The organism is Pseudomonas sp. Irchel s3b2 (genome assembly GCF_900187445.1).
Lineage (GTDB): Bacteria > Pseudomonadota > Gammaproteobacteria > Pseudomonadales > Pseudomonadaceae > Aquipseudomonas.
In genome coordinates, this window is sequence record NZ_FYEB01000005.1 from 307,693 (window position 1) to 327,228 (window position 19,536).

Genomic DNA, 19,536 nt, shown 5'->3' on the forward strand with positions numbered 1-19,536 from the left:
CACTTAAAAATTTGCTGGCACTTTAGTGTCAATTCTGGGTTTTTTTTCAATAACCCAACAAAACAACTACACGTTCACAAATTCAGCCCTTGACATAAATATTACGACTGTAATGCAAAATAACTCAATTAATATAGCGCTCCGTTCCGTTCGCCCTAGAAAGAGGCGATCGTTGCACCCGACGCCTCCTCAACGTGCACCTAGAACACCGTGGAATATCCTTATAAATCAACTGCAATTTTCAAAAATGCGGACTGGTGCACAGTTCATACGCAAGACTTCTCGGTTGTGCTTCGTTCTGCAGCCAGATGGGCGATTTGCCATACCACAAAAACAACCGGGCTTAAGCCTCGGCACTTGCCTATGTCATTGAATCAGCTAAAACTACTGATGATGTGGGACGCGCGTTCTCGATGGAAAATGTTAGAAAACGTCAGATAGCGTCAGTATTTTGTGTATTAAGATTGCAGCGCCAGCACATATGAGTAATTTACGGATGAATACTGAGAGCAAAATCGAAGATAGCCAGAGAGACACTCTCGCTATTGGGTACACTTGGCGCTCGGCAGAGAAACTTCAACAGTTATTTGCACCAAACCTCACACATGTTTATACACTGGCTCATTCAAACTCGCCAAGTCCGGATATCGAAACGCAAACACTCGATACCGTACTGATCGACATTGAAAGCCCCTCCCTGCTTAATGACTGCCTGGCACTGATCAAGAAGCTACGTGCGAACCCGGAAGAGCTGGCCATTATCGTTGCAATCAATTATCGCTCTCCGCAAACTAAAATTGAATGCTACATGGCCGGCGCCGATCACTGCATCAATGTACCTAACGATCAGGATGAAAAAGCCAGGCTACTATCAGAGTTGCTCGAAACTCCTGAATGGCAATCCAGCGTCAAGTTGACCCTGGACCCAACATGCCTGCACTTATACAACAACGAATACAAACTGGATCTGGCCTATCAGGAAATGAAAGCCCTGGATGCGCTTATTAACGCAGAAGGCAATATCCTGCACCATGATTGCATGGCCGAATCAATGGGTTTGAATATAAAACTCTATGACTCACGTGTCCTGGAGAAATCCATTAGTCGGCTTCGAAATAAAATCAAAAAACACTTTGGCATTAACATCATCCACAGTGTTCGCGGTTATGGCTATCGATTGCTTCGAGGCGTCATATCAGCCAACTCGGTAAACTTTCACTCTTAAAGGGATTCAATGATGGAGCCAAGCAGGCAACCTATAGCGCACGAAAGCTTTGCATTGGCTTTCTTCAGGCAATCGATTCTGAAACGAAACGATGAACTGTTCGGCAGTGAAATCTATGCCAAGGCGACCCAACAAGAGACACCTCTGAACAAGGGGTATCAACTGTTGAACCTCGATCATCCGCTGGCGATTTATCGCGAAGTACTCATGCGGATCCAATTAAATGCCCTCTCACAGATCGAGACCCTACCCTCCCCATCGGCACATCTGCCCAACAAACTGTTCATGACCATGGACCAGTCCGCCTTGTTGGATAAAATGTTCATCAAGGAAATGAACGACGCTCAAGTGACACTCAGCAAGCATGAGCAACAGCTGATCCCCTGCATTAACAGCAGTTCGTTCCTGTCGTTCAACCTGAAAGAAAAACGAACCATTATCAACCACATCCATTTATTAAAAGACAATGGGATCGAGATCGCTTTTGACGGCTACGATTTAAGCGATGACAGCACTGCAAAACTGATCAGTCCAATGCTGTTCGATTACATAAAAGTGGACTTGACCAAATCCAATTTCGACATCATGGTCGACAACAATCAGGACTTTTTCAACAGGTCTTACGACCGCCTGAGCGGCATGATCCATGACAGCAAGATCAAATTCGTGGCGGACCGCGTGGAGCACAAAGCCCTACACACACTGGCTCGCAGCATGCCTTTCGACTTTTTCCAGGGGAGGTACTACTCGCCAACCGAGCTTATTTAAACCTTGAAAATTTCACCCCCACTAGGAAGGAACCTTATCGTGAGCACACCAAATAACAGCTTTCTGATTTTCACCCGAGACCAACTGGCACGACAAGCAATCGAATCGCTTCTCGCCCAACGCTTGTATAAATCGTTTGAAATCGAGTCAGGTAAACTCAGCAGCGAACGCATCCGAAAGAGTCGATTCACGCACATCCTGCTCGACCAGGCGGACATATCGCTGAGCGATGTCAGTTTCATCCGTAAAAATCAAAAAGATGCAGAAATCATCCTCATAACGCCCAACGCTGAACCTTCGGAACTTCATCACTTTTCGCACTTCGGTGTTGATGGCTTTCTCAAGAAGCCAGTGGCTGACGACGAATTCATCACGGCAGTTAGTCGGGTTAAAGAGTCCCAGGGCAATCCTGATATCTGGTGGTTTAACGCTGACGATCGAACATTGGTCAAAGAAGACATCACTATTCCATTGACCGGTACCGAATCGTTAATGCTCACCCAACTGGTCCTCAGCGACCGACGGGTAGTCAGCAAAAACGATCTTATTCAACGCATCGATAAAGACCCGGAAAACTATAGCGGCCTTGAGATGTGCCTGAGTCGGTTGCAGAAAAAGTTCAAGACGGCAGCCAATGGAGAACGGCTGATCCGCTCGGTCAGAAACCGCGGCTATTGCCTCGCACAAAGGATACGCATCGCTTACTGATCGAGTGATCGCAAAAAACAATAACAATAAATGCGACTCACTGCCCCACCTGATCCACCCACACCCATGATCTGCCTCCTTGCACTACACATCCTGATTATCGCCATCAACTCTTCCAGGTATGGCGCCCCGCTCCGCTTCATCCCTCGCCAACACGACAAGCGTTTATCGAATGCTGCAATTATATAGACGGCTGAGCGATATCCTCCAAACAAAAGAGCACGTCCTTTTATAACAAGGCCGCCAAAGGCATGGCCGTTATAATTCGTCTGAGACCCACAAAGATTTAGGTACTAGTATAAAAACTGGACACTGAGACAACCGTATCAGCTGACTTGAAAACAAAGCCTGGATGGCCAGCCATAAGCCCCGTTATTCCCTTCTAATAATAAAAACATTTCCTGACTGACGCGCTCGCTCAGCCTTTGTGCGTGGCTGCCATTTATTAACCGTCGACTGATACACAACGTGGCGCAGGCCCGAGGGACACCGCGATGGTACATAATCGTATTAATCGAAATAACATAACCAAAGGACTGACCTTCTGGGGGCAATGGATAATTGCCATCACTTCGGTCAATACATTGTTATTTGGTCTGGCGTTGTACCAGACAGGAGAAATCGACGCCCATTATCGTGTGCTTGCAGTACTCACGTTCCTCGGTTCGGTCCCTTCCTACTCCCTGCTGCTGGTCTATCACAAGCAGCATAGTTACCTCAGCGGCTTGGCGCGCCTGCTACTGGGATGGCTGCTGCTGCTGGCCGGACTGACCAGTATTGGTTTTTTCAGCAAGACCAGCGAATTGTTCTCCCGGGAAATCATCGTGGTCTGGGCCACGGCCGGTTATTGCATTCAGGCCTTGCTGTACCTGCCATTGCACAGTTTTTCCAAGCACTACCAGCGGCAATTGCACAGCCAGTACAACACCCTGATTATCGGCACCGATCAACTGGCGGTGAATCTGGCAGACAAACTGACCAAAACCGAGTATCCGCCGCTGGTGGGCCTGATCAGCTCAAATCCCAACGAGCTGTCGACCCAGGTCAATGCCCACCGGGTTCTGGGCCCATTGCAGGAACTGCGTGAGCTGATCCAGGTGCACGACGTTCGGCGGCTGTATATCGCGCTGCCCTTGAGCGAAGCCAAACAGGTCGAGGCGCTGTACATCGACCTGCTCGACGCCAATGTCGATGTGGTCTGGGTTCCTGACCTGGGCAGCATGACGTTGCTCAATCACTCCATCAGCGAACTGGACGGCCTGCCTGCCATCCACCTCAATGAAAGCCCGCTGACCAGTTACCCGACAGCGGCGCTGAGCAAGACCTTGCTGGACAGAAGTCTCGCCGCCCTCGCGCTGATCGGCTTCAGCCCGCTGCTTCTGGTGATCGCCGCCGCCGTGAAGATGTCTTCCCCGGGCCCGATCATCTTCAAACAGGAACGGCACGGCTGGAACGGCAAGATCATCAAAGTCTGGAAGTTCCGCTCCATGCGCGTGCACGATGACCACCAGGTCCGCCAGGCCGGTCGCGAAGACCCGCGCATTACGGCGGTCGGCCGCTTCATTCGACGCACCTCGATCGATGAACTGCCGCAGTTCTTCAACGTGCTGCAAGGCCATATGGCGCTGGTCGGGCCGCGACCACATGCGATCGCCCATAACGACTACTACACCGGCAAGATCCAGGCCTACATGGCCCGCCATCGAATCAAACCGGGCATCACCGGGCTGGCCCAGATCAGCGGCTGCCGTGGCGAAACCGAAACCCTGGACAAGATGCAGAAGCGTGTGGAGATCGACCTCAACTACATCAACAATTGGTCGTTGTGGCTTGATATCAAGATCCTGATCAAGACACCCTTTACGCTCTTTTCCAAGGATATCTATTAACTGCTGCGATTCCCTCCCCGCCCATTCTTCAGCTTGCGGCTAACAACGCTGCAGCCCGGGCAGTCAGATCTCTGACTGCCCGGAGCCCCTCCACCTCATCTCATTCGCACTCTCTTTTGTAGCCGCTGCCAAAGGCTGCGTTCTGACATCGAACGCGCTTATCGGGAAAGCTCACACACCATTACAACCATCCCAATTTCAGCCAGGTCAGTCTTGAAAGGGATTTCACCGATCTCTTGAAAACCGAAATCCTTATAGAAGCGCCGGGCATTTGAATTGGTCTTGAGTACGTCAAGCCAGAGCAAGCGTTCTCCGCGCTCTATCGCTCGATTGCAAATGAAACGCAGAAGCTGTTTCCCATACCCTCGTCCCGCTTCAGATTTGAGGAAGTAAATTTTTTGAAGCTCCGCGCCCATTGCGCCAGTCAGCGGCGCTGGCGTTGACCAGTTAACTTTGGAAAAACCTACGACCCTACCGCTTTCGTCTGAGGCTATAAGCCACAAATGGCTGGCCGATGATTCGAGTGACTGACTGAGCGTGCCGGGTGAGAAGTCTTGATTGAGAAAGCTCTGCATGCCGGCGAGAGACCAGATGGCCGAAAAATGCTCTCGGTAGGTCTCACAGCCGACTTCACATAGAACATCGAGGTCGGCTCTAGTTGCTTCACGAATGTTGATCATATTCCTCGCCGGTTTATTCGCATGAAGAGATGGAAGCTCCCTTCGACTTGGTTATTGTCGATGAGCACAGCCCCATCGCCCAGGTAGCGCTTCAGCGCTACTCAGTGTTTAAGGCTGTAATCCAGTAATTGCATGGCCTGTTCGGCCAAGGTGGAGAGCCAGATGACGTTGATGCGGATCTATTTTTTCATGGCATCCCCCGACTTGATGTCGAACATTTCGGGGCCAGATCAAAATATGCGGACACCATCGCGCTTAATGCTGTAGTTCGGAAGGTGTATTGGCTGGACGCTTACAAATAATCCGATAAACGTTATGGTTGACGAGCATAAGGAACCAACACACAAGAGTGGATACTTCGTCACCTCATTGCCCCTTCGATATAGCAAACAGCAGGGTAGGCTCGTACACTGTATAATCCTTCGAATCCAACTTAGCGCACGAAGCAAACGCGCCTCAAGCCTCCCCTCTAAAGCCTAACAAATCCACCACGTTATTATTTGTCAGCCATCATAACGCGCACTAACTCAAAATAAATGATAAAGAACCTTGTTCGGACTCACTCCATCCGCCCCTTAAGAGCATTGAAAATTATAAATCCTGACCACACACAAAACATAGAACACCACAAAGCCAAGACATTCCAGCCGGAACAATCACAGAAGGAGAAATAAAATGCTTATTGGAATTCACTACATGCGAGGATTAGCCGCATTAATGGTTGTGCTTTTTCACGCAATAAGCTTTATGGTTATTTACAAAAATTACAACTCTCCTTTCGCTCATTACATATTAGCGACAGGCGTGGATATTTTTTTTGTAATTAGCGGCTTCCTGATGGTAAAAACCACAGAAAAATACAAAGAAAGCAGGCTAGACTGGAAGTCCTTCCTCTATAAAAGACTAGTACGAATAACCCCAATGTACTGGACCATTACAATACTAATCGCCCTTGCGATTATGTACAAACCATCGCTATCTGAAAAGACCATTGATCTTGATTTTTTAATCAAGAGTCTTTTATTTCTTCCTACAAAAATCCCAAACAGCGATGTACAGTCCACCATCATTCCAGTCGGATGGACTTTAGTTTATGAAATGTTTTTCTATATTGTTTTCGCGGCCTTCACTGCCATTAACTACCGCAAGGGGCTCGCTGCAATCATCCTTATGTTTTGCATGCTATCACTTGCTCATAGCCAATTCGACAATTACTACTTAACGCTTTATACAAACCCTATCATATTAGAGTTTTGCTTAGGGATGATCATAGCCAAACTCTCCACCCCTTCTAGCAAACACGCCCTACTGCTGATGGGTTTTGGTTTTCTGGCCTTAACGACCGGCGCATATCTTGATGGCCCACATTTCAACACTCGATTTTTAAGTGCAGGATTTGGTGCTGCCCTCATTATTTATGGCGCCAGCGGACTAAAGCTGAAGAAAACATTAGTCATACCCAAACTCTTAGGTGACAGCTCTTACACCACCTACCTAATACATATGTATGTGATCAAAGCTGGCGCAAAATTTCTACCCCCAAGCTTTGTCTCATGCCTGATACTGACAGCTTTCTCAATCGTGGTCGGACACATAGTGTATTTATTAATTGAATCCCCTATACAAAAAACAATTTTTAACTTTAAAAACAAAAGCCGTCCAGAGTTACAAGTTAGAACCTAATCAGTAAATTTTTGGCTGCGCAGTAATCAGCCCTACCCTATCGATAGGCGCTCTAAAAATCAGCCATCTTTTTAGCTTCAGGACTAGCTGATGAGCTAAGTCAGATCCTCCGCTTCGATGCAATAGTATCTGGGAGGATCTGCCACAGCTTTTTACATCCTAGGGCTTAAGGTGTTTATCTTTAACTGCCTTAACTTGTGTACCATTTCGATAGCAGCGCCCCCTTCCATAAAGTATCTAGCTGATCTCTTATTGGCGGTTTTGATGCCTCTATTAGTCGCCTGACTCGGTATAATCCAGGGCATGAATCCATGCCCAAAGAACTTCCTGACGCCCCTGTTTTGATCAAGCAACTGCTTGAGCAAATGCTGAGTGAGTGCGAGTCGGAAAGTGCAAGATCAGGAGGAAAACGCGCTGCTGCGTCAGCGCCTTTTCGGGCGCAAGTCAGAGCAGACAGCCGATCCCGCGACCCGGCAAAATGGCCTTGTTCAACGAAGCTGAAAACGTGGCGGAGTCTGTCGACGAAACGGAAGAAGAGGTCGTAGCGCCGACCAAGCGACGGGGCAAACGCAAAACCTCTGCCGCCCCGACAAGCTGACCTGCGCCTGCGGTTGCCGTAAACACAGCATTGGCGAGGAAATCAGCGAGCAGCTCGAGATCGTGCCAATGCAAATCAGCGTCATCAAACATATGCACAAGCGAAGACGGCCCCAAGGCATACAGCGCCCATGAAAACGCGTTCGGCGGCAAGCCGGCTCCAACGGAGTTCGCGTCGTTCACGGTATCTGTAGGAGCTGGCTTGCCAGCGAAGACGGCCTACGTCATGCAGCGCCCGTGAAGCCGAACCCAGGCTCGGCTGCGGCTACAGGCATTTGATTGGATGAAGTGGCAAGAGAGGTGTTGCTGGAAGGGGATAGAGAGGATCTACGGTTGCAACACGCCGGCAGACTGCTTGGTATTTCGCGCCTTTCAGCGCACCCAGTACCTTGAAATCAACAACCCCATCAACACGCCGATAGTATTTGCCAGCATGTCGTAGGGCGAAGCCGTGCGCAGCGGCATCAACCCCTGCGCGGCCTCGATGAGTACGCCAGTGAGCAAACACCCCACGGCTATCCAGTGAAATTTCACAGAGGGAAAGGCCAGACGGCAGCTGCACGCAAATACCAGAAAGCCGATCCAGTGATGGAGCTTGTCCTCTTCGACGAACAGCTCCGGGACCGGCTGAGAACGCAGACCCGCGAACAGCAGAATCAGGGTCACTGCAATAAAAACCAGACCCCGAAGCCAGAATGGCAACTCGACCAGGCCTTTGAGCCACGTCATCATTCGGTAATTTTCTCGAAGTTGTTGTAGAACAGATCGCTGTCACGTCCATCGGTCATGGTCTGTAGCGAGTAGGCACGGCTCAGGCGTGCACCGCCATCGCGGGTCAGTGGCGCCCAGACGATGTTGGCCCGACGCATGGTGGAGGTACTCATCAACTCGTCGAACGGGATGGAAACATAGATCCCTTTGTCGAAGCTGCCCTCGCCATACTCCTCCTTCGACGCGCTGGTCAGGGTAACCCAGGCGCCAAATTTCACGCCGTTCTTGAACACCCGCGACAAGTCGACGGTGGTGCCCCAGTCCCGTGCCAGATATCGCCCGACGCTGACCGCTGCAAGCATGTCATTGGGCAACTCAGTATAGCTGGTGACATGGCCCGTCACGGTCTGGTAATCACGCAGGCCGAAGCCCTGATCGAAATCACGCTGGCGCACGAAGTTCAGATCCGCGCCCACCGACCAGCGTTTCCCCGTGGGTCGATACAGCACTTCGCTGCCGACGCCGGCGAACATGGATTCCAGGTAGCCGCCATAGACCATGCCGTACAAATCCCGATCCAGCTGTGTCGCATGGTTGAACTGGAACGTCGGCATCGTCACATCGGAAGTGGTCATGTATTGGCGCAAATCAGTGCGCACTCGCGGCAGCCCACTCGGCGCGTCGTAGGTGAAGTCGTCGTAGTTGTTCAGCAGGTTGACACTGAGCAAACCGCTCCACCAGGTATTGCGGGTGAAGCGGTACTCCGCGTCGGCATCGGCGGTGAACTGATAGAGCAATCCATCGGGACCGCCGATGTTCTGTTTGTAGCCCAGGCCCAAGCCATAGCTGAACGGTTCCAGCGCCTGGGTGTAGAGCGTGGTTTCCCGGTGCGCCATCGCCGGATTGACTTCGGTCGTACGGTGCAGATCCTTCATCGGCAGGTCGTTATTCACGACCGCACGGAAGGTTTCCCGCGGCACGCTGGTTTCCTCAATGGACATGTCATAACGCTGGTTCACCAAGGTGAACCAGTCGATGTCCTGATTGACGCTGTTATCGAGAATCCGACTGGCTCGCCCAACGGCCTTGGCCGAATAGAAATAGCGGGACTGTTCGCCATACACCATCAGCTCCGAACCGCGCTGGGTGATGCGCTTCACTTTATAGCCGGCATTTTGCTGCAGTCGATCGGAGACCTGAGCCCAGTTGACCTGATCAGCCGGGGTCGACGGTGCCTGCGCTGGCAATGGCTCGGCGGGAGGGTCATACGTCTTGACCGGTGCTTTGCGGCTGACAAAGTTGGTGTGCAAGGTGATGCCGAACATCGCCGTATTGCCACGCTCCCAGCCGGCACTCAGATCGATGCTGTCGGCCAGCTTGTAGACCACGCCAATGTTGATCGGCAGGTCTTGTTTGATCGAGTTGTCCAGCGGTTCATTCTTGTAATCATTGCCCTCGTACTCGAGCTTCAGGCTCAGCGGCGCCCACGGCGTTTGATAGGCAACCCCGCCAAACAACGAAGGATGGCCCCTGAAGTAAGCGTTGGCGTTCACGTCCCCTGCCCTGGCGACAGCCGCACTGCTCTCGGGCCGGTCGTTGAACTTGCTGCCGAAGACCGCCAGCGGGTTACTGAAATCCCCTCGATTACCCAGATAGCCCCAGGCAATGCCTAGGCTGAAATCCAGGTTTTCATAACGCTTGTTGGCGACAAAATATTCGCTGGAAAACAAGCCGGTACCGCCGATGTCCCGAGCGCCGATGGCGACTTGCGGCGCCCAGTGACTTTCTTCCCAAAGCCGCGCCTTGACGTCGATGGCCTTGTCTTTGAAGCTCTGATCACCGCTAAAATCCTCGGGACCGTAAGCGCGGTTGGTGATCGCCGTATAACGAAACGATCCCTCCAGCCAATCGAGCGGCTGCAAGGAAAAACTGTAGCGCGAGTAAGGATCGGTACGACTGGCGGTGACGCTCAATTCCCCTGCGGGAGCCATGCGCGCGGAGGGGGTCTGTAACAGACCGACGCCACCAAAATCACTCTGGGTGTAACGCGGCTCACCATGAGCCAATCCACAGGGCAGGAGCAATGCAGCAGCAAAACGTAACTTAAACGGGCACTTCAAGGAGCCACCTCAGCCAGGGGTTGGGTGGCGAGAAACTCGGCCAGTTGTTGATTGAGTTCAGGGGTCGGCGTCTCGAGGTCGTCGCTCCTGATCGGTACCAGAATCCTGCTGCCGGGAGCGGCCACGACGCCCTCCTCACGATTCCATGCCGCCACGCCCACGCGCCGCACCTGACCATCGGGCTGGATCAGCCACAGATAATCGCGCTCGGCGCCGTCGAGAATGGCGCAATCGCGCGCATAGGCACTTACTTCCTGCAGGGCACGGTAAGGCACCGGACAGGGCTGCACGACTGCCCCGAGAACTTCCACGGTCGAGGGTCGCATCGGGTAAATCAGACGGTCGCCGTCATCCAGCCGAGCATTGCGGGCGAACCCCACTTCCACGGCGATCGGGTCCAGTACCGCTATCTGGCGGCCGGTAACCGGAAGTCGCTCGATCTGTTCATACAGGCGCGCACTCAAATCCGCTCGCGCTTCCCTGCCATCGAGCAAGGCACCTCGTTGCACCAGCTTCAGATCGAACAGTACGCCGGCCTTTAGCCGGGCCTGCTGATCCTCCAATGAGCGATGCAGCCAGGCCGCCCCCAGCCAATAACTCTCGGCGTTGGGTTGGGCGTTGTGAATGGCATCCAGCAAACGTGCCCCGGGTTTGACATCGAATTCGCCCGGGCTTCGCACATCACCGCTGACCGTGACGCCAGCGTGCCCCACGCTCGGGCCGATCAAGAGCAAGCCAAGCAATAGAAGGTTCGGACACTTCACCGGCCAGCTCCCCGATCAGGGCGCAACTGCACGATTTTGAGGAACAGCTGCGGCGTCAGATGCTGCTCGCTGCGCAGGATGAAACCGTCCTGGGGGTCGACCCAGTAGCGGTTGGTGGCGCGGAAATTCAGGGTGGGTACATCCACCTGCTCGTCGATGCGCAGCAAGGCGTAATCCTTGTCCAAAATACTGATGGTCTCGATGCCGTGGGGGCTGAAACGGCTGTTGACCGCGATACCGACTCGATTGCCGTCGTAGATGTCGATCCAGCGTGTGCTGGTGTAACCGTCGGGTAACTGCTGAAGGCCGCGTTTGAACGGCGACTCATCATTGAAGCGAGTGCCGTCCAGAGAAACTCCCAGCCCGACGGTGCGCACCACCAAACCGTCACGCATCATCAACACTTGCTTGCCGGAAGCGACCCAGAACTGCAGGTCGCCCCGCCGGCGAGCCATGGCCATCACCCCCTCGCTGGAGGTGGTGGTGACCAGAATCTGCGGATACGGCACGGCGTCGACCTGAGCACGGGTCAAATTGATGGAGGCAGGCCCCACGACGGAAGCTTCAAGGGTATCCCAGGAAGCTTTCATCAACGGATTACACCCGCACAACAAGAGCGCCATCGTCAGACAGGCGCAGGTAGGCAAAATTTTCACGGCGGGATAGAGCCTTATCTGCTGTTGGCTTCGCTGAGATTGTTAACAGAGCTGGCGCCGGTCCCGAGGACTGCGGCCGTAGGCAGAAGCTGGCTGATCAAACGGTTCCAGCGCGTCACGCCGGCCGGGCCAACGTAGACGATGTCTTGCGGTTGCAAATCGAAACGGGTGGCCAGCACCAGGGCCGAAGGGGATTCGGCATCGAGCTGGAACACTTTGGCCGGTTCAGTTTCCAGGTTATCCGCGCCGCGAATCACGTACACCGCGTTGCCGTTGGAGGTGTTCTGGTTCAAGCCACCCACCGTGCCCAGAGCATCGGTCAGGTTGATCGATTTGCTCTTGAAGCTCAACGCGCGAGGCTGGTTGACCTCACCCATGACATAGATTCGCTTTTGGTCGTTATAAGGTAAGTACAACCGGTCGCCACCCTTGAGGTAGACGCCCTGGAGCTGTGAGTCCAGGCGATTGAGCGTGTCCAGATCCAGCTTGTATTCGCGCCCGTCACGAGTCAGCGTCAGGCCCGACAAATCTGCGTTCAACGGGTCCACACCGGCCGCGCCAACGGCCTCCACCACACTCAACGGGTTGGTGGTGATCGGTTGCTGGCCGGCTTTGAGCACCGCACCGGAAATCACCACAGTCTGGCTGGCGAAACGCAAAACGCTGACGTCAACCTGTGGGCTTTCGACAAATTGCGATAAACGCTCGGCGATAAAGGCTCGCAGCTCTTCAATGGTTTTACCGGCGGCCGGAATATTGCCAATGTAGGGATAAAACAGCGTGCCGTCCGGACGAACCAGTCGACCGTTGGCATCGATCTGCTGTTGCGGCCCAGAAGGCGCCGTCAATTCGGGGTGATCCCAGACCGTGATAAACAACAGGTCATTGGCACCCACGCGATAACCCCCCGGAACATAGGACGACAATGCCGAGGGGACCGATTCGCGAACTTGCGTGGCGGCATCCATGGCAATCAACTTAGGCGTGATCGGAATAAGCTCCACCCGGCTACTCTCCGGAGAGCCGTCACTGACCATTTGACTGGTGTCCATGTGTTGACCAGGCGAAAACATACAGCCGTGCAAGCTGATGCTTGCCAGCATAACAACAGATAATCTACGGATCATAAATGGCACTACGCTAGTCGAGGGCAGATCTAAAACAAGATCACTCAGAAAGTTCTGAGTGATCTTGAACAACACACTTCGCGGGGTATTAGTTGGCGGTACCGGTAGTACCGGTAGTACCGGTAGTACCAGTCGTTCCGCCATTGGAACTGCCACCGGAGTTTGAAGCGGCCACTGCAGCGCCAACGACAGCCGCGCCGATCAACACAGTTTCGGCGACAGTCACGTCCCCGACCAGCGGAGTGTTCAAGGACAGCGGCTCGCTCACTGCTTCGGTCGCCGGTTTATTGGTGGGTTCATCCGCTGCCAATGCCGCGGTGCTCATGACAGCCAGCAAGCCGGCCGTAAGTAGCTTCTTCATATCAGACTCCTTCTCGACATCAAACTTTCATTAGATTTGATACTAAGGGACCGGGAATGGAACAGCAGAACAAATAAACCGGCCCATTGAACCAGCCAGTTCATACCATCGCCTCTGCTGAAGGATGTCATTTATAGACATTACATGCCATATGCCAAACCTGGTCACCTCACGGGTAAAAGCATTTACAGAAGACAGTGACAATTGGAAATTGAGTGCATTTTCCAAGAATTTTCCAGCGAAACCATGATTTTTTCACGAAAAACCCCAGATGCAACTCATTCCTCTTTTGCGCCGATTGTTATTATTAGTCAGGATTTTCACGGCATCCAGTCCGCAAGATTTCAGTGCGCCAGGAGCGTCATTGTTAAATAACATCAGGTCATAAACAGTTAATGTTAATTATAGACAATGACGGGTCAGTCATTCCCCGTTCAACACCGCACGCAACCGTGGATTGCGTTGGTCTTTTTCCGAAAGTTGGGGCGATTCCAATGGCCAGGCAATGTCCAGCTCCGGATCATTCCAGAGCAACCCACCCTCGTCCTCGGGAAAATACAGGTCAGTGCATTTGTATTGAAAATCGGCGATATCGCTGAGCACGCAAAAGCCGTGGGCATAACCTGGCGGTACCCATAGCTGAAGATGGTTGTCGGCGGTCAACTTGACCCCCACATGTTCACCACATGTCGGGGATTCAGGATTGATGTCTACCACCACGTCGTACACTGCCCCTTGGGTGACCCGCACCAACTTGCCCTGGGGCCGAGTCCGCTGGAAATGCAAACCACGCAACACCCCATACTGCGAGCGTGAGTGATTGTCCTGGACGAAAGGCAAGTCGATGCCGGCGTCGCGATAACGCTGCTCATGATAGCTCTCGAGAAAGAACCCGCGAGCGTCGCCAAACACCTTGGGCTCGATAATCAATACGCCGGGCAACCGGGTGTTGATGACATTCATCTGGCAGGCTCCGTAGTCAGCACCCGTGCCAGATATTGGCCGTAGCCGGTTTTGTGTAACGCGGTGGCTTGTTTATCCAGTTCCGCGGCCGACAACCACCCCTGGTGATAAGCCACTTCTTCAAGGCATGCCACTTTCAAGCCCTGCCGCGCTTCAATGGTCTGAACGAAATGCCCGGCCTCCATCAACGAATCGTGGGTGCCGGTGTCCAGCCAGGCAAAACCACGCCCCAGCACACTGACGTGCAAATCTCCGCGCTGCAGATACGCGTTGTTCACGTCAGTGATTTCAAGCTCGCCGCGGATCGAAGGTTTGACTTGCTTGGCAATGCTCACCACATCGTTGTCGTAGAAATACAAGCCGGTGACGGCATGGTCGGACTTCGGATGTTTAGGCTTCTCTTCGATCGAGATCGCCTTGCCGTCGCTGTCGAACTCGACAACACCAAAACGGTCCGGATCGCTGACTCGATAACCGAAGACGGTGGCACCAGATTGTCGTTGTGATGCTTCGCGCAATAAGGCACTGAAGCCATAACCGTAGAAGATGTTGTCGCCCAGAATCAGCGCCACATTACTGTCGCCGATAAAATCCTCGCCGATCAGAAAGGCTTGAGCCAGACCATCAGGAGAAGGTTGTTCGGCATAACTGAGTTCAATGCCGAAAGAAGAGCCATCACCCAACAGGTTCTGGAAGTTGGGCAAATCCTGCGGCGTGGAAATAATCAATATCTCGCGAATGCCCGCCAGCATTAATACCGACAGCGGATAATAAATCATTGGCTTATCGTAGACCGGCAGCAGTTGCTTGGATACGCCACGGGTAATGGGATGCAAGCGAGTGCCAGAGCCGCCCGCCAGAATGATGCCTTTCATATGGAATTCCTTTCAAAGTTTAATAGAGGCAGGGTTTGAATGGTTTAACCGATATGGCCAAGACGCTCCGGGCGGTACTCACCGCTAAGGACTCGTTGCCACCAACCTTGATGCTCCAGATACCACTGAACCGTTTTGCGTATACCGCTTTCAAAGGTTTCCTGTGGTTGCCAGCCGAGTTCACGCTCGATTTTGCTCGCATCGATGGCGTAACGACGATCATGCCCGGGACGATCGGTGACGAAGGTGATCAGTTCCTTGTAAGAGCCCATCTCTCCATCACGGGGGCGCAGCTCATCGAGCAATTCGCAGATGGTTTCCACCACTTGCAGGTTGCGCTTCTCATTGTGCCCGCCGATGTTATAGGTTTCGCCCACGGTGCCGCGCGACACCACTTCGAACAACGCTCGGGCATGGTCTTCGACAAATAGCCAGTCGCGGATCTGCGAGCCATCGCCATACACCGGCAGCGGCTTGCCATGGATGGCATTGAGAATCACATGGGGGATCAGCTTCTCGGGGAAGTGGAAAGGCCCGTAGTTGTTCGAGCAGTTGGTGACCAGCACCGGCAGGCCATACGTGCGGTGCCAGGCGCGCACCAGGTGGTCGGAGCCGGCCTTGGATGCCGAGTACGGCGAGCTCGGCTCGTAGGGCGTGGTCTCGGTGAACAGGTCGTCGGTGCCTTCCAGGTCGCCATAGACTTCATCGGTGGAGATATGGTGGAAGCGAAAGCCCTGTTTCTGCTCCGCCGCCAGCCCCGACCAATAGCGGCGGCTAGCCTCCAACATGCTGTAAGTACCGACGATGTTGGTCTGGATGAAATCCGACGGGCTGTCGATGGAACGGTCCACATGGGACTCGGCCGCCAGGTGCATTACCGCATCGGGCTGGAAACGCGCGAACAGTTCGTGCAGCGCCTCGGTGTCGCAGATATCCACCTGCTGGAATTCATACCGGGGGCTGCCCGCCACCGACGCCAGGGACTCGGTATTGCCGGCGTAGGTGAGCTTGTCGATGTTGAGTACGCTCACATCGGTGTTGTCGATCAGATGGCGAACGACGGCAGAGCCGATAAAACCGGCACCGCCGGTGACGATAATACGTTGGGTCACTTGCTGTACTCCCTGGGGTACCACTGGATCAATAATTTTTCATACTGGGAAAGGATGTTTTCCCAAGTGAACTTTTCGTTGAAGCGGCGGGTGCTTTCAGCCTTCATCGCCGCGATCAAATGATTGTGGTCGTCGCGCAGGTACTTCTCGAACACATCGGCACAGTCATGCTCGTCATCGAAGTACACCGCCGCATCACCAGCGACCCAACGGTTGAAATGGTTGTTATGGGCAATCACCGAGCAACCGGCGCCCAATGCCTCCACCAGCGAAGGGTTGGTGCCCCCTACTCGATGGCCATGGATGTAAAAGCGGCTGAAAAACCGCAAGGCCCGGACCACCGCCGCCTCATAGATGGCGCCGGGGAAGATCACTTCCTCGCCGGCTGCGTCCATCACCCGCTTGTGGTACTCGTTCTTCTCTGGCGTGAAGTTGCCCAGCACAACCAACTTATGGTTACGGCGTTTGCTGCTGAAGGCCTTGACGACCTGCAGAAAGGAGTTCTCCGGCTCCGGCCGGGCGATAACCACGGAGAAACCATGGGGCTCCAGGCCGTAACCGGCCAAGGCGGCCGGGTCTGCCTCGTTCACCCGGTCCCCGCCATAGGGGATCATGGTGATCTTCGAATCGTTGACCCGGGTGGTCAGGTGATCCTTGATTTTCGGGTGGTCGGCCACCAAGTGGTTGCCGATCCAGCAACCCGCCCGCTCGTTCAGCCAGAACCAGGTTTTCGCTATTGGCCCCCACTTCTCCCGCCGCCATTCGATGCCATCCATATTGATGACATTAGTCTGGCCCTTGATCCGCTGCAGAATATTGAACGCCGCCGTGTTGTAGCCGAGAGTCAGAAACAGTCCCTTCTGGCCCAGCGCATGGACGGTGGCCTTCCAGTCGAAAAACACCGTACCCGCCACGCCGGTATTGGAGATCGGGATATGAATTCGATGAACACCCTGCCATTCACTGGTCGATATACCGCCGGAACCCTCTTCCTGGCAGTAGACAGTGACTTTCCAGCCCTGCTTAACCAGATAGAGGGAGAGCTTTTCGGCAAAGGTTTCAAAACCGCCGTGTTTGGCGGGGATGCCACGAATGCCGAGGATGTAGAGGTTCTTGGAAATCATACGCTCAGTTATTCCCTCTTAAGATTTTATTAATAAGTTGCAAGTACTCAGTACCGAACTTCTTGCTCGGCTCTATAACAGAGCCCTCGCCGTATTCGTTCCAACAGCAAATAACTATATTCCCAAGAGTTTTTTGTGGATTGTCCGTGACATATTTTTTTGCTGACTGTAACTGCTCTGAAAATTGCTGTGGTGTACTAGATGAATTATCGTGATCTGGTATTGAGCTTCCACCCCACGGACGCTTATCCCAACCTGAAGTCACAGGAATGAAGTAAGGAATATCACTATTATTAAGCACCCAATCCCATTTTTGCCGATACCCAACTGTTAGTTCTTTATAGTTCATGGACAGGCTTGTGTTCTTGATTTCCCCGCGAGACAAATCCTGATAGTTATAGGCTGATAATGCGTTATACCCAGAGTTTTCCAGATCCTTGGGTGAATGGCCTTTACTAGGATTTATACCTCCAATAAAATAGATACCCCCAAAACCGGCTTTTTCAGATGCATGATTAGCACGTTCCAGTAGCATTGACGTGCTATAGCCAAAGCGACGAGCATCGGAGGCGAAGCGCTCTGGCGAAAATATGAAGACGGCAGGTTTTCCATCAACCTTCTTATAATTGCGATGGGAGAAATAGTGTTTTACCCAGTAAGCCACTATTTCATCAAATTGATCTAGACTGGCCGGGGTATTTGTATGGTTAGCCCACATAACCATAAATTCCAGTTTATCTTGAGGCAATGCCATAAACGAATTTATGGCATGCGTTCTAGTAACACCATAAGTATTATCCCAATACCAATCATAGAGCACATAGTCTATTCCGTAGTCACTCATCCACTGCACATGCTGTGCTGTGACTTTTCGGGAGCTTTCTTTATACCACCCGAGCAAAGGCTCTCTATCCGGGTAAGGTTTGATTTTCGCCCATGGATCTGTGTGTGGTTGGTTCCAGCCTGGGTAATAAAATACGCCAACGTCGATTTTAGCTGCAGCATTAGAGCACATAGAGAATGTAATAAATAACAGAAGAAATATGGCTCTCAAGGCATCTAGTCCTTATTAGTTCTACCCAGCACAGTTTTGGCGATATTTTCGGCGTATTGGGTTAAGGAAAATTTTGCTCGATATGTTCTTAGAGCATCGACTGACAACGCCCGATAATGGGAACTACTCGGAGGCGGAAGGTTTTCCAGTACGTGGGATAACGCTTTGGAACTATTCGGTTCAAATACAAAACCATTCTTATCCTGGCATACAATTTCGACCAAACCACCGTGCCCTGCAGCTATGACGGGTAAACCCATAGAGAATGCTTCGATAGCCACCCTGCCAAATGGTTCAGGCTTAATAGATGGTACAACTACATAATCAGTCCACAGGTAGTGTTCAGTCGGATCGGCGGAAAATGGAATCAAACTAACAATTCCATTTAATTCAGAACCTTTGATTCTCTGATACAACTCAGCCTCAAGATACTCATAGCCTTCGAATGCGCTTCCAACTATGCGCACATCTAGATTAGACAGGAGCTCTGGCGCAAGAGAACTTAACGAATCCAGAAAGAATGCCTGTCCTTTCCAAGTATTTATTCGACCAATTAATAGAATTTTTGTTTTCCGCGTTGTTTGGGAGGCAATCGGAGGCGATGATATTTCTTCCACCCCGTTGTAAATCACATCTCCTTTAAGGTTAAAGGCATTTTTAGTCGCGTGAGAGTTAAAAATTAATTTTGCACCAGATAGTCTTAGCAGTACTTTGAAAATAAAAATTGATTTACTTCCCGGAATTTCTCTCACATGGCAAAAAAAAGTCTTTTTAGTTCCTCGATAAAGTGAGGCGGAGAGGAGTGCCGAAAACATTACGGTGGTATTTATATATACAATGTCATGCATTTTGTACGACTGATAGTAGTGCTTCACCGCAGATAACATTTCCCATAGATATCGCAAAGGGCGGCGGAAACTCTTCTTTCGCAATACACCGAATGGATAGTAGGAGACTGTAGATCCACTTTTCTCCAAGAGGGGTGCAAGATCTCCGGGAGAAGGAACTATAGAGTGAGTAGAAACATGGCGAGCCAATGCTTCAACAGCACTTAAAAAACTCCTATCCGACCCATAAAGCTCTGAACCTTGATGGAGACAAAGAATTTTGACAGTCATA

At 52.2% G+C, this 19,536-nt stretch carries 18 protein-coding genes and 1 pseudogene; 6 read left to right on the forward strand and 13 right to left on the reverse strand.

Going from position 1 to position 19,536, the window contains the following annotated elements; genetic code table 11:
* The first annotated feature begins 496 nt into the window (after positions 1-496).
* The 4 genes from CKW20_RS14805 (at position 497) to CKW20_RS14820 (ending at position 4,590) form a co-directional block, all read left to right on the forward strand.
* Entirely contained in the window at positions 497-1,225 is a 729-nt protein-coding gene (locus CKW20_RS14805; protein WP_095053567.1) for a winged helix-turn-helix domain-containing protein, read from the forward strand.
* A gap of 9 nt (positions 1,226-1,234) precedes the next feature.
* Entirely contained in the window at positions 1,235-1,993 is a 759-nt protein-coding gene (locus CKW20_RS14810) for an EAL domain-containing protein (protein ID WP_256585049.1), read from the forward strand.
* A 39-nt stretch (positions 1,994-2,032) separates the two neighbouring features.
* Positions 2,033-2,701, forward strand: coding sequence for a winged helix-turn-helix domain-containing protein (locus CKW20_RS29885; RefSeq protein WP_095053569.1), 669 nt, complete (start codon positions 2,033-2,035; stop codon positions 2,699-2,701).
* A 494-nt stretch (positions 2,702-3,195) separates the two neighbouring features.
* Positions 3,196-4,590 (forward strand): undecaprenyl-phosphate glucose phosphotransferase, encoded by a 1,395-nt coding sequence (locus CKW20_RS14820; protein ID WP_030132075.1) that lies wholly within the window; start codon positions 3,196-3,198, stop codon positions 4,588-4,590.
* 158 nt (positions 4,591-4,748) lie between these two features.
* Here the strand turns inward: CKW20_RS14820 and CKW20_RS14825 are convergent, their stop codons facing one another.
* Entirely contained in the window at positions 4,749-5,270 is a 522-nt protein-coding gene (locus CKW20_RS14825) for a GNAT family N-acetyltransferase (RefSeq protein ID WP_095053570.1), read from the reverse strand.
* 675 nt (positions 5,271-5,945) lie between these two features.
* Here CKW20_RS14825 and CKW20_RS14830 point away from each other — a divergent pair.
* Together CKW20_RS14830 and CKW20_RS14835 are read left to right on the forward strand one after the other, a co-directional pair.
* On the forward strand, positions 5,946-6,953 hold the full coding sequence (locus CKW20_RS14830; protein ID WP_095053571.1) for an acyltransferase: 1,008 nt from the start codon (positions 5,946-5,948) through the stop codon (positions 6,951-6,953).
* Positions 6,954-7,264: 311 nt separating this feature from the next.
* Positions 7,265-7,652 (forward strand): annotated as a pseudogene (locus CKW20_RS14835) (IS66 family transposase zinc-finger binding domain-containing protein); the annotation flags it as partial.
* A gap of 270 nt (positions 7,653-7,922) precedes the next feature.
* Here the strand turns inward: CKW20_RS14835 and CKW20_RS14840 are convergent.
* The 12 genes from CKW20_RS14840 to CKW20_RS14895 all read right to left on the reverse strand — a co-directional run bounded on the left by CKW20_RS14840 (position 7,923) and on the right by CKW20_RS14895 (position 19,535).
* Complete coding sequence (locus tag CKW20_RS14840; RefSeq protein WP_095053572.1) at positions 7,923-8,282, reverse strand: VanZ family protein; 360 nt, start codon at positions 8,280-8,282, stop codon at positions 7,923-7,925.
* Positions 8,279-10,381: a YjbH domain-containing protein gene (locus CKW20_RS14845; protein WP_095053573.1), complete on the reverse strand. Its 2,103-nt coding sequence runs from the start codon at positions 10,379-10,381 to the stop codon at positions 8,279-8,281. Before CKW20_RS14845 ends, CKW20_RS14840 begins: the two co-directional genes overlap by 4 nt.
* The gene (locus CKW20_RS14850) at positions 10,378-11,145 is read right to left on the reverse strand and encodes a capsule biosynthesis GfcC family protein (RefSeq protein WP_095053574.1); all 768 of its coding nucleotides are present in this window, start codon (positions 11,143-11,145) and stop codon (positions 10,378-10,380) included. Before CKW20_RS14850 ends, CKW20_RS14845 begins: the two co-directional genes overlap by 4 nt.
* Entirely contained in the window at positions 11,142-11,801 is a 660-nt protein-coding gene (locus tag CKW20_RS14855) for a YjbF family lipoprotein (protein WP_095053575.1), read from the reverse strand. The genes CKW20_RS14850 and CKW20_RS14855 overlap by 4 nt, the downstream gene beginning before the upstream one ends.
* Positions 11,802-11,815: 14 nt before the next feature.
* The gene (locus CKW20_RS14860; RefSeq protein ID WP_176466898.1) at positions 11,816-12,928 is read right to left on the reverse strand and encodes a polysaccharide biosynthesis/export family protein; all 1,113 of its coding nucleotides are present in this window, start codon (positions 12,926-12,928) and stop codon (positions 11,816-11,818) included.
* A gap of 88 nt (positions 12,929-13,016) precedes the next feature.
* Entirely contained in the window at positions 13,017-13,289 is a 273-nt protein-coding gene (locus CKW20_RS14865; RefSeq protein ID WP_095053576.1) for a hypothetical protein, read from the reverse strand.
* A gap of 423 nt (positions 13,290-13,712) precedes the next feature.
* Positions 13,713-14,252: a dTDP-4-dehydrorhamnose 3,5-epimerase gene (gene rfbC, locus CKW20_RS14870; protein ID WP_095053577.1), complete on the reverse strand. Its 540-nt coding sequence runs from the start codon at positions 14,250-14,252 to the stop codon at positions 13,713-13,715.
* Positions 14,249-15,127 (reverse strand): glucose-1-phosphate thymidylyltransferase RfbA, encoded by an 879-nt coding sequence (gene rfbA, locus CKW20_RS14875; RefSeq protein ID WP_095053578.1) that lies wholly within the window; start codon positions 15,125-15,127, stop codon positions 14,249-14,251. Before rfbA ends, rfbC begins: the two co-directional genes overlap by 4 nt.
* Positions 15,128-15,171: 44 nt before the next feature.
* Positions 15,172-16,239 carry a dTDP-glucose 4,6-dehydratase gene (rfbB, locus tag CKW20_RS14880; protein WP_095053579.1) on the reverse strand — a complete coding sequence of 356 codons (1,068 nt, stop codon included), beginning with the start codon at positions 16,237-16,239 and terminating at the stop codon, positions 15,172-15,174.
* A complete protein-coding gene (locus CKW20_RS14885) occupies positions 16,236-17,363 on the reverse strand; it encodes a DUF1972 domain-containing protein (protein ID WP_176466899.1) in 1,128 nt (375 codons plus the stop codon). The genes rfbB and CKW20_RS14885 overlap by 4 nt, the downstream gene beginning before the upstream one ends.
* A gap of 4 nt (positions 17,364-17,367) precedes the next feature.
* Positions 17,368-18,378: a glycoside hydrolase family 99-like domain-containing protein gene (locus CKW20_RS14890; protein ID WP_095053580.1), complete on the reverse strand. Its 1,011-nt coding sequence runs from the start codon at positions 18,376-18,378 to the stop codon at positions 17,368-17,370.
* A 44-nt stretch (positions 18,379-18,422) separates the two neighbouring features.
* Positions 18,423-19,535, reverse strand: a complete 1,113-nt coding sequence (locus CKW20_RS14895; protein WP_095053581.1) for a glycosyltransferase family 4 protein — start codon at positions 19,533-19,535, stop codon at positions 18,423-18,425.
* Position 19,536 lies beyond the last annotated feature (1 nt).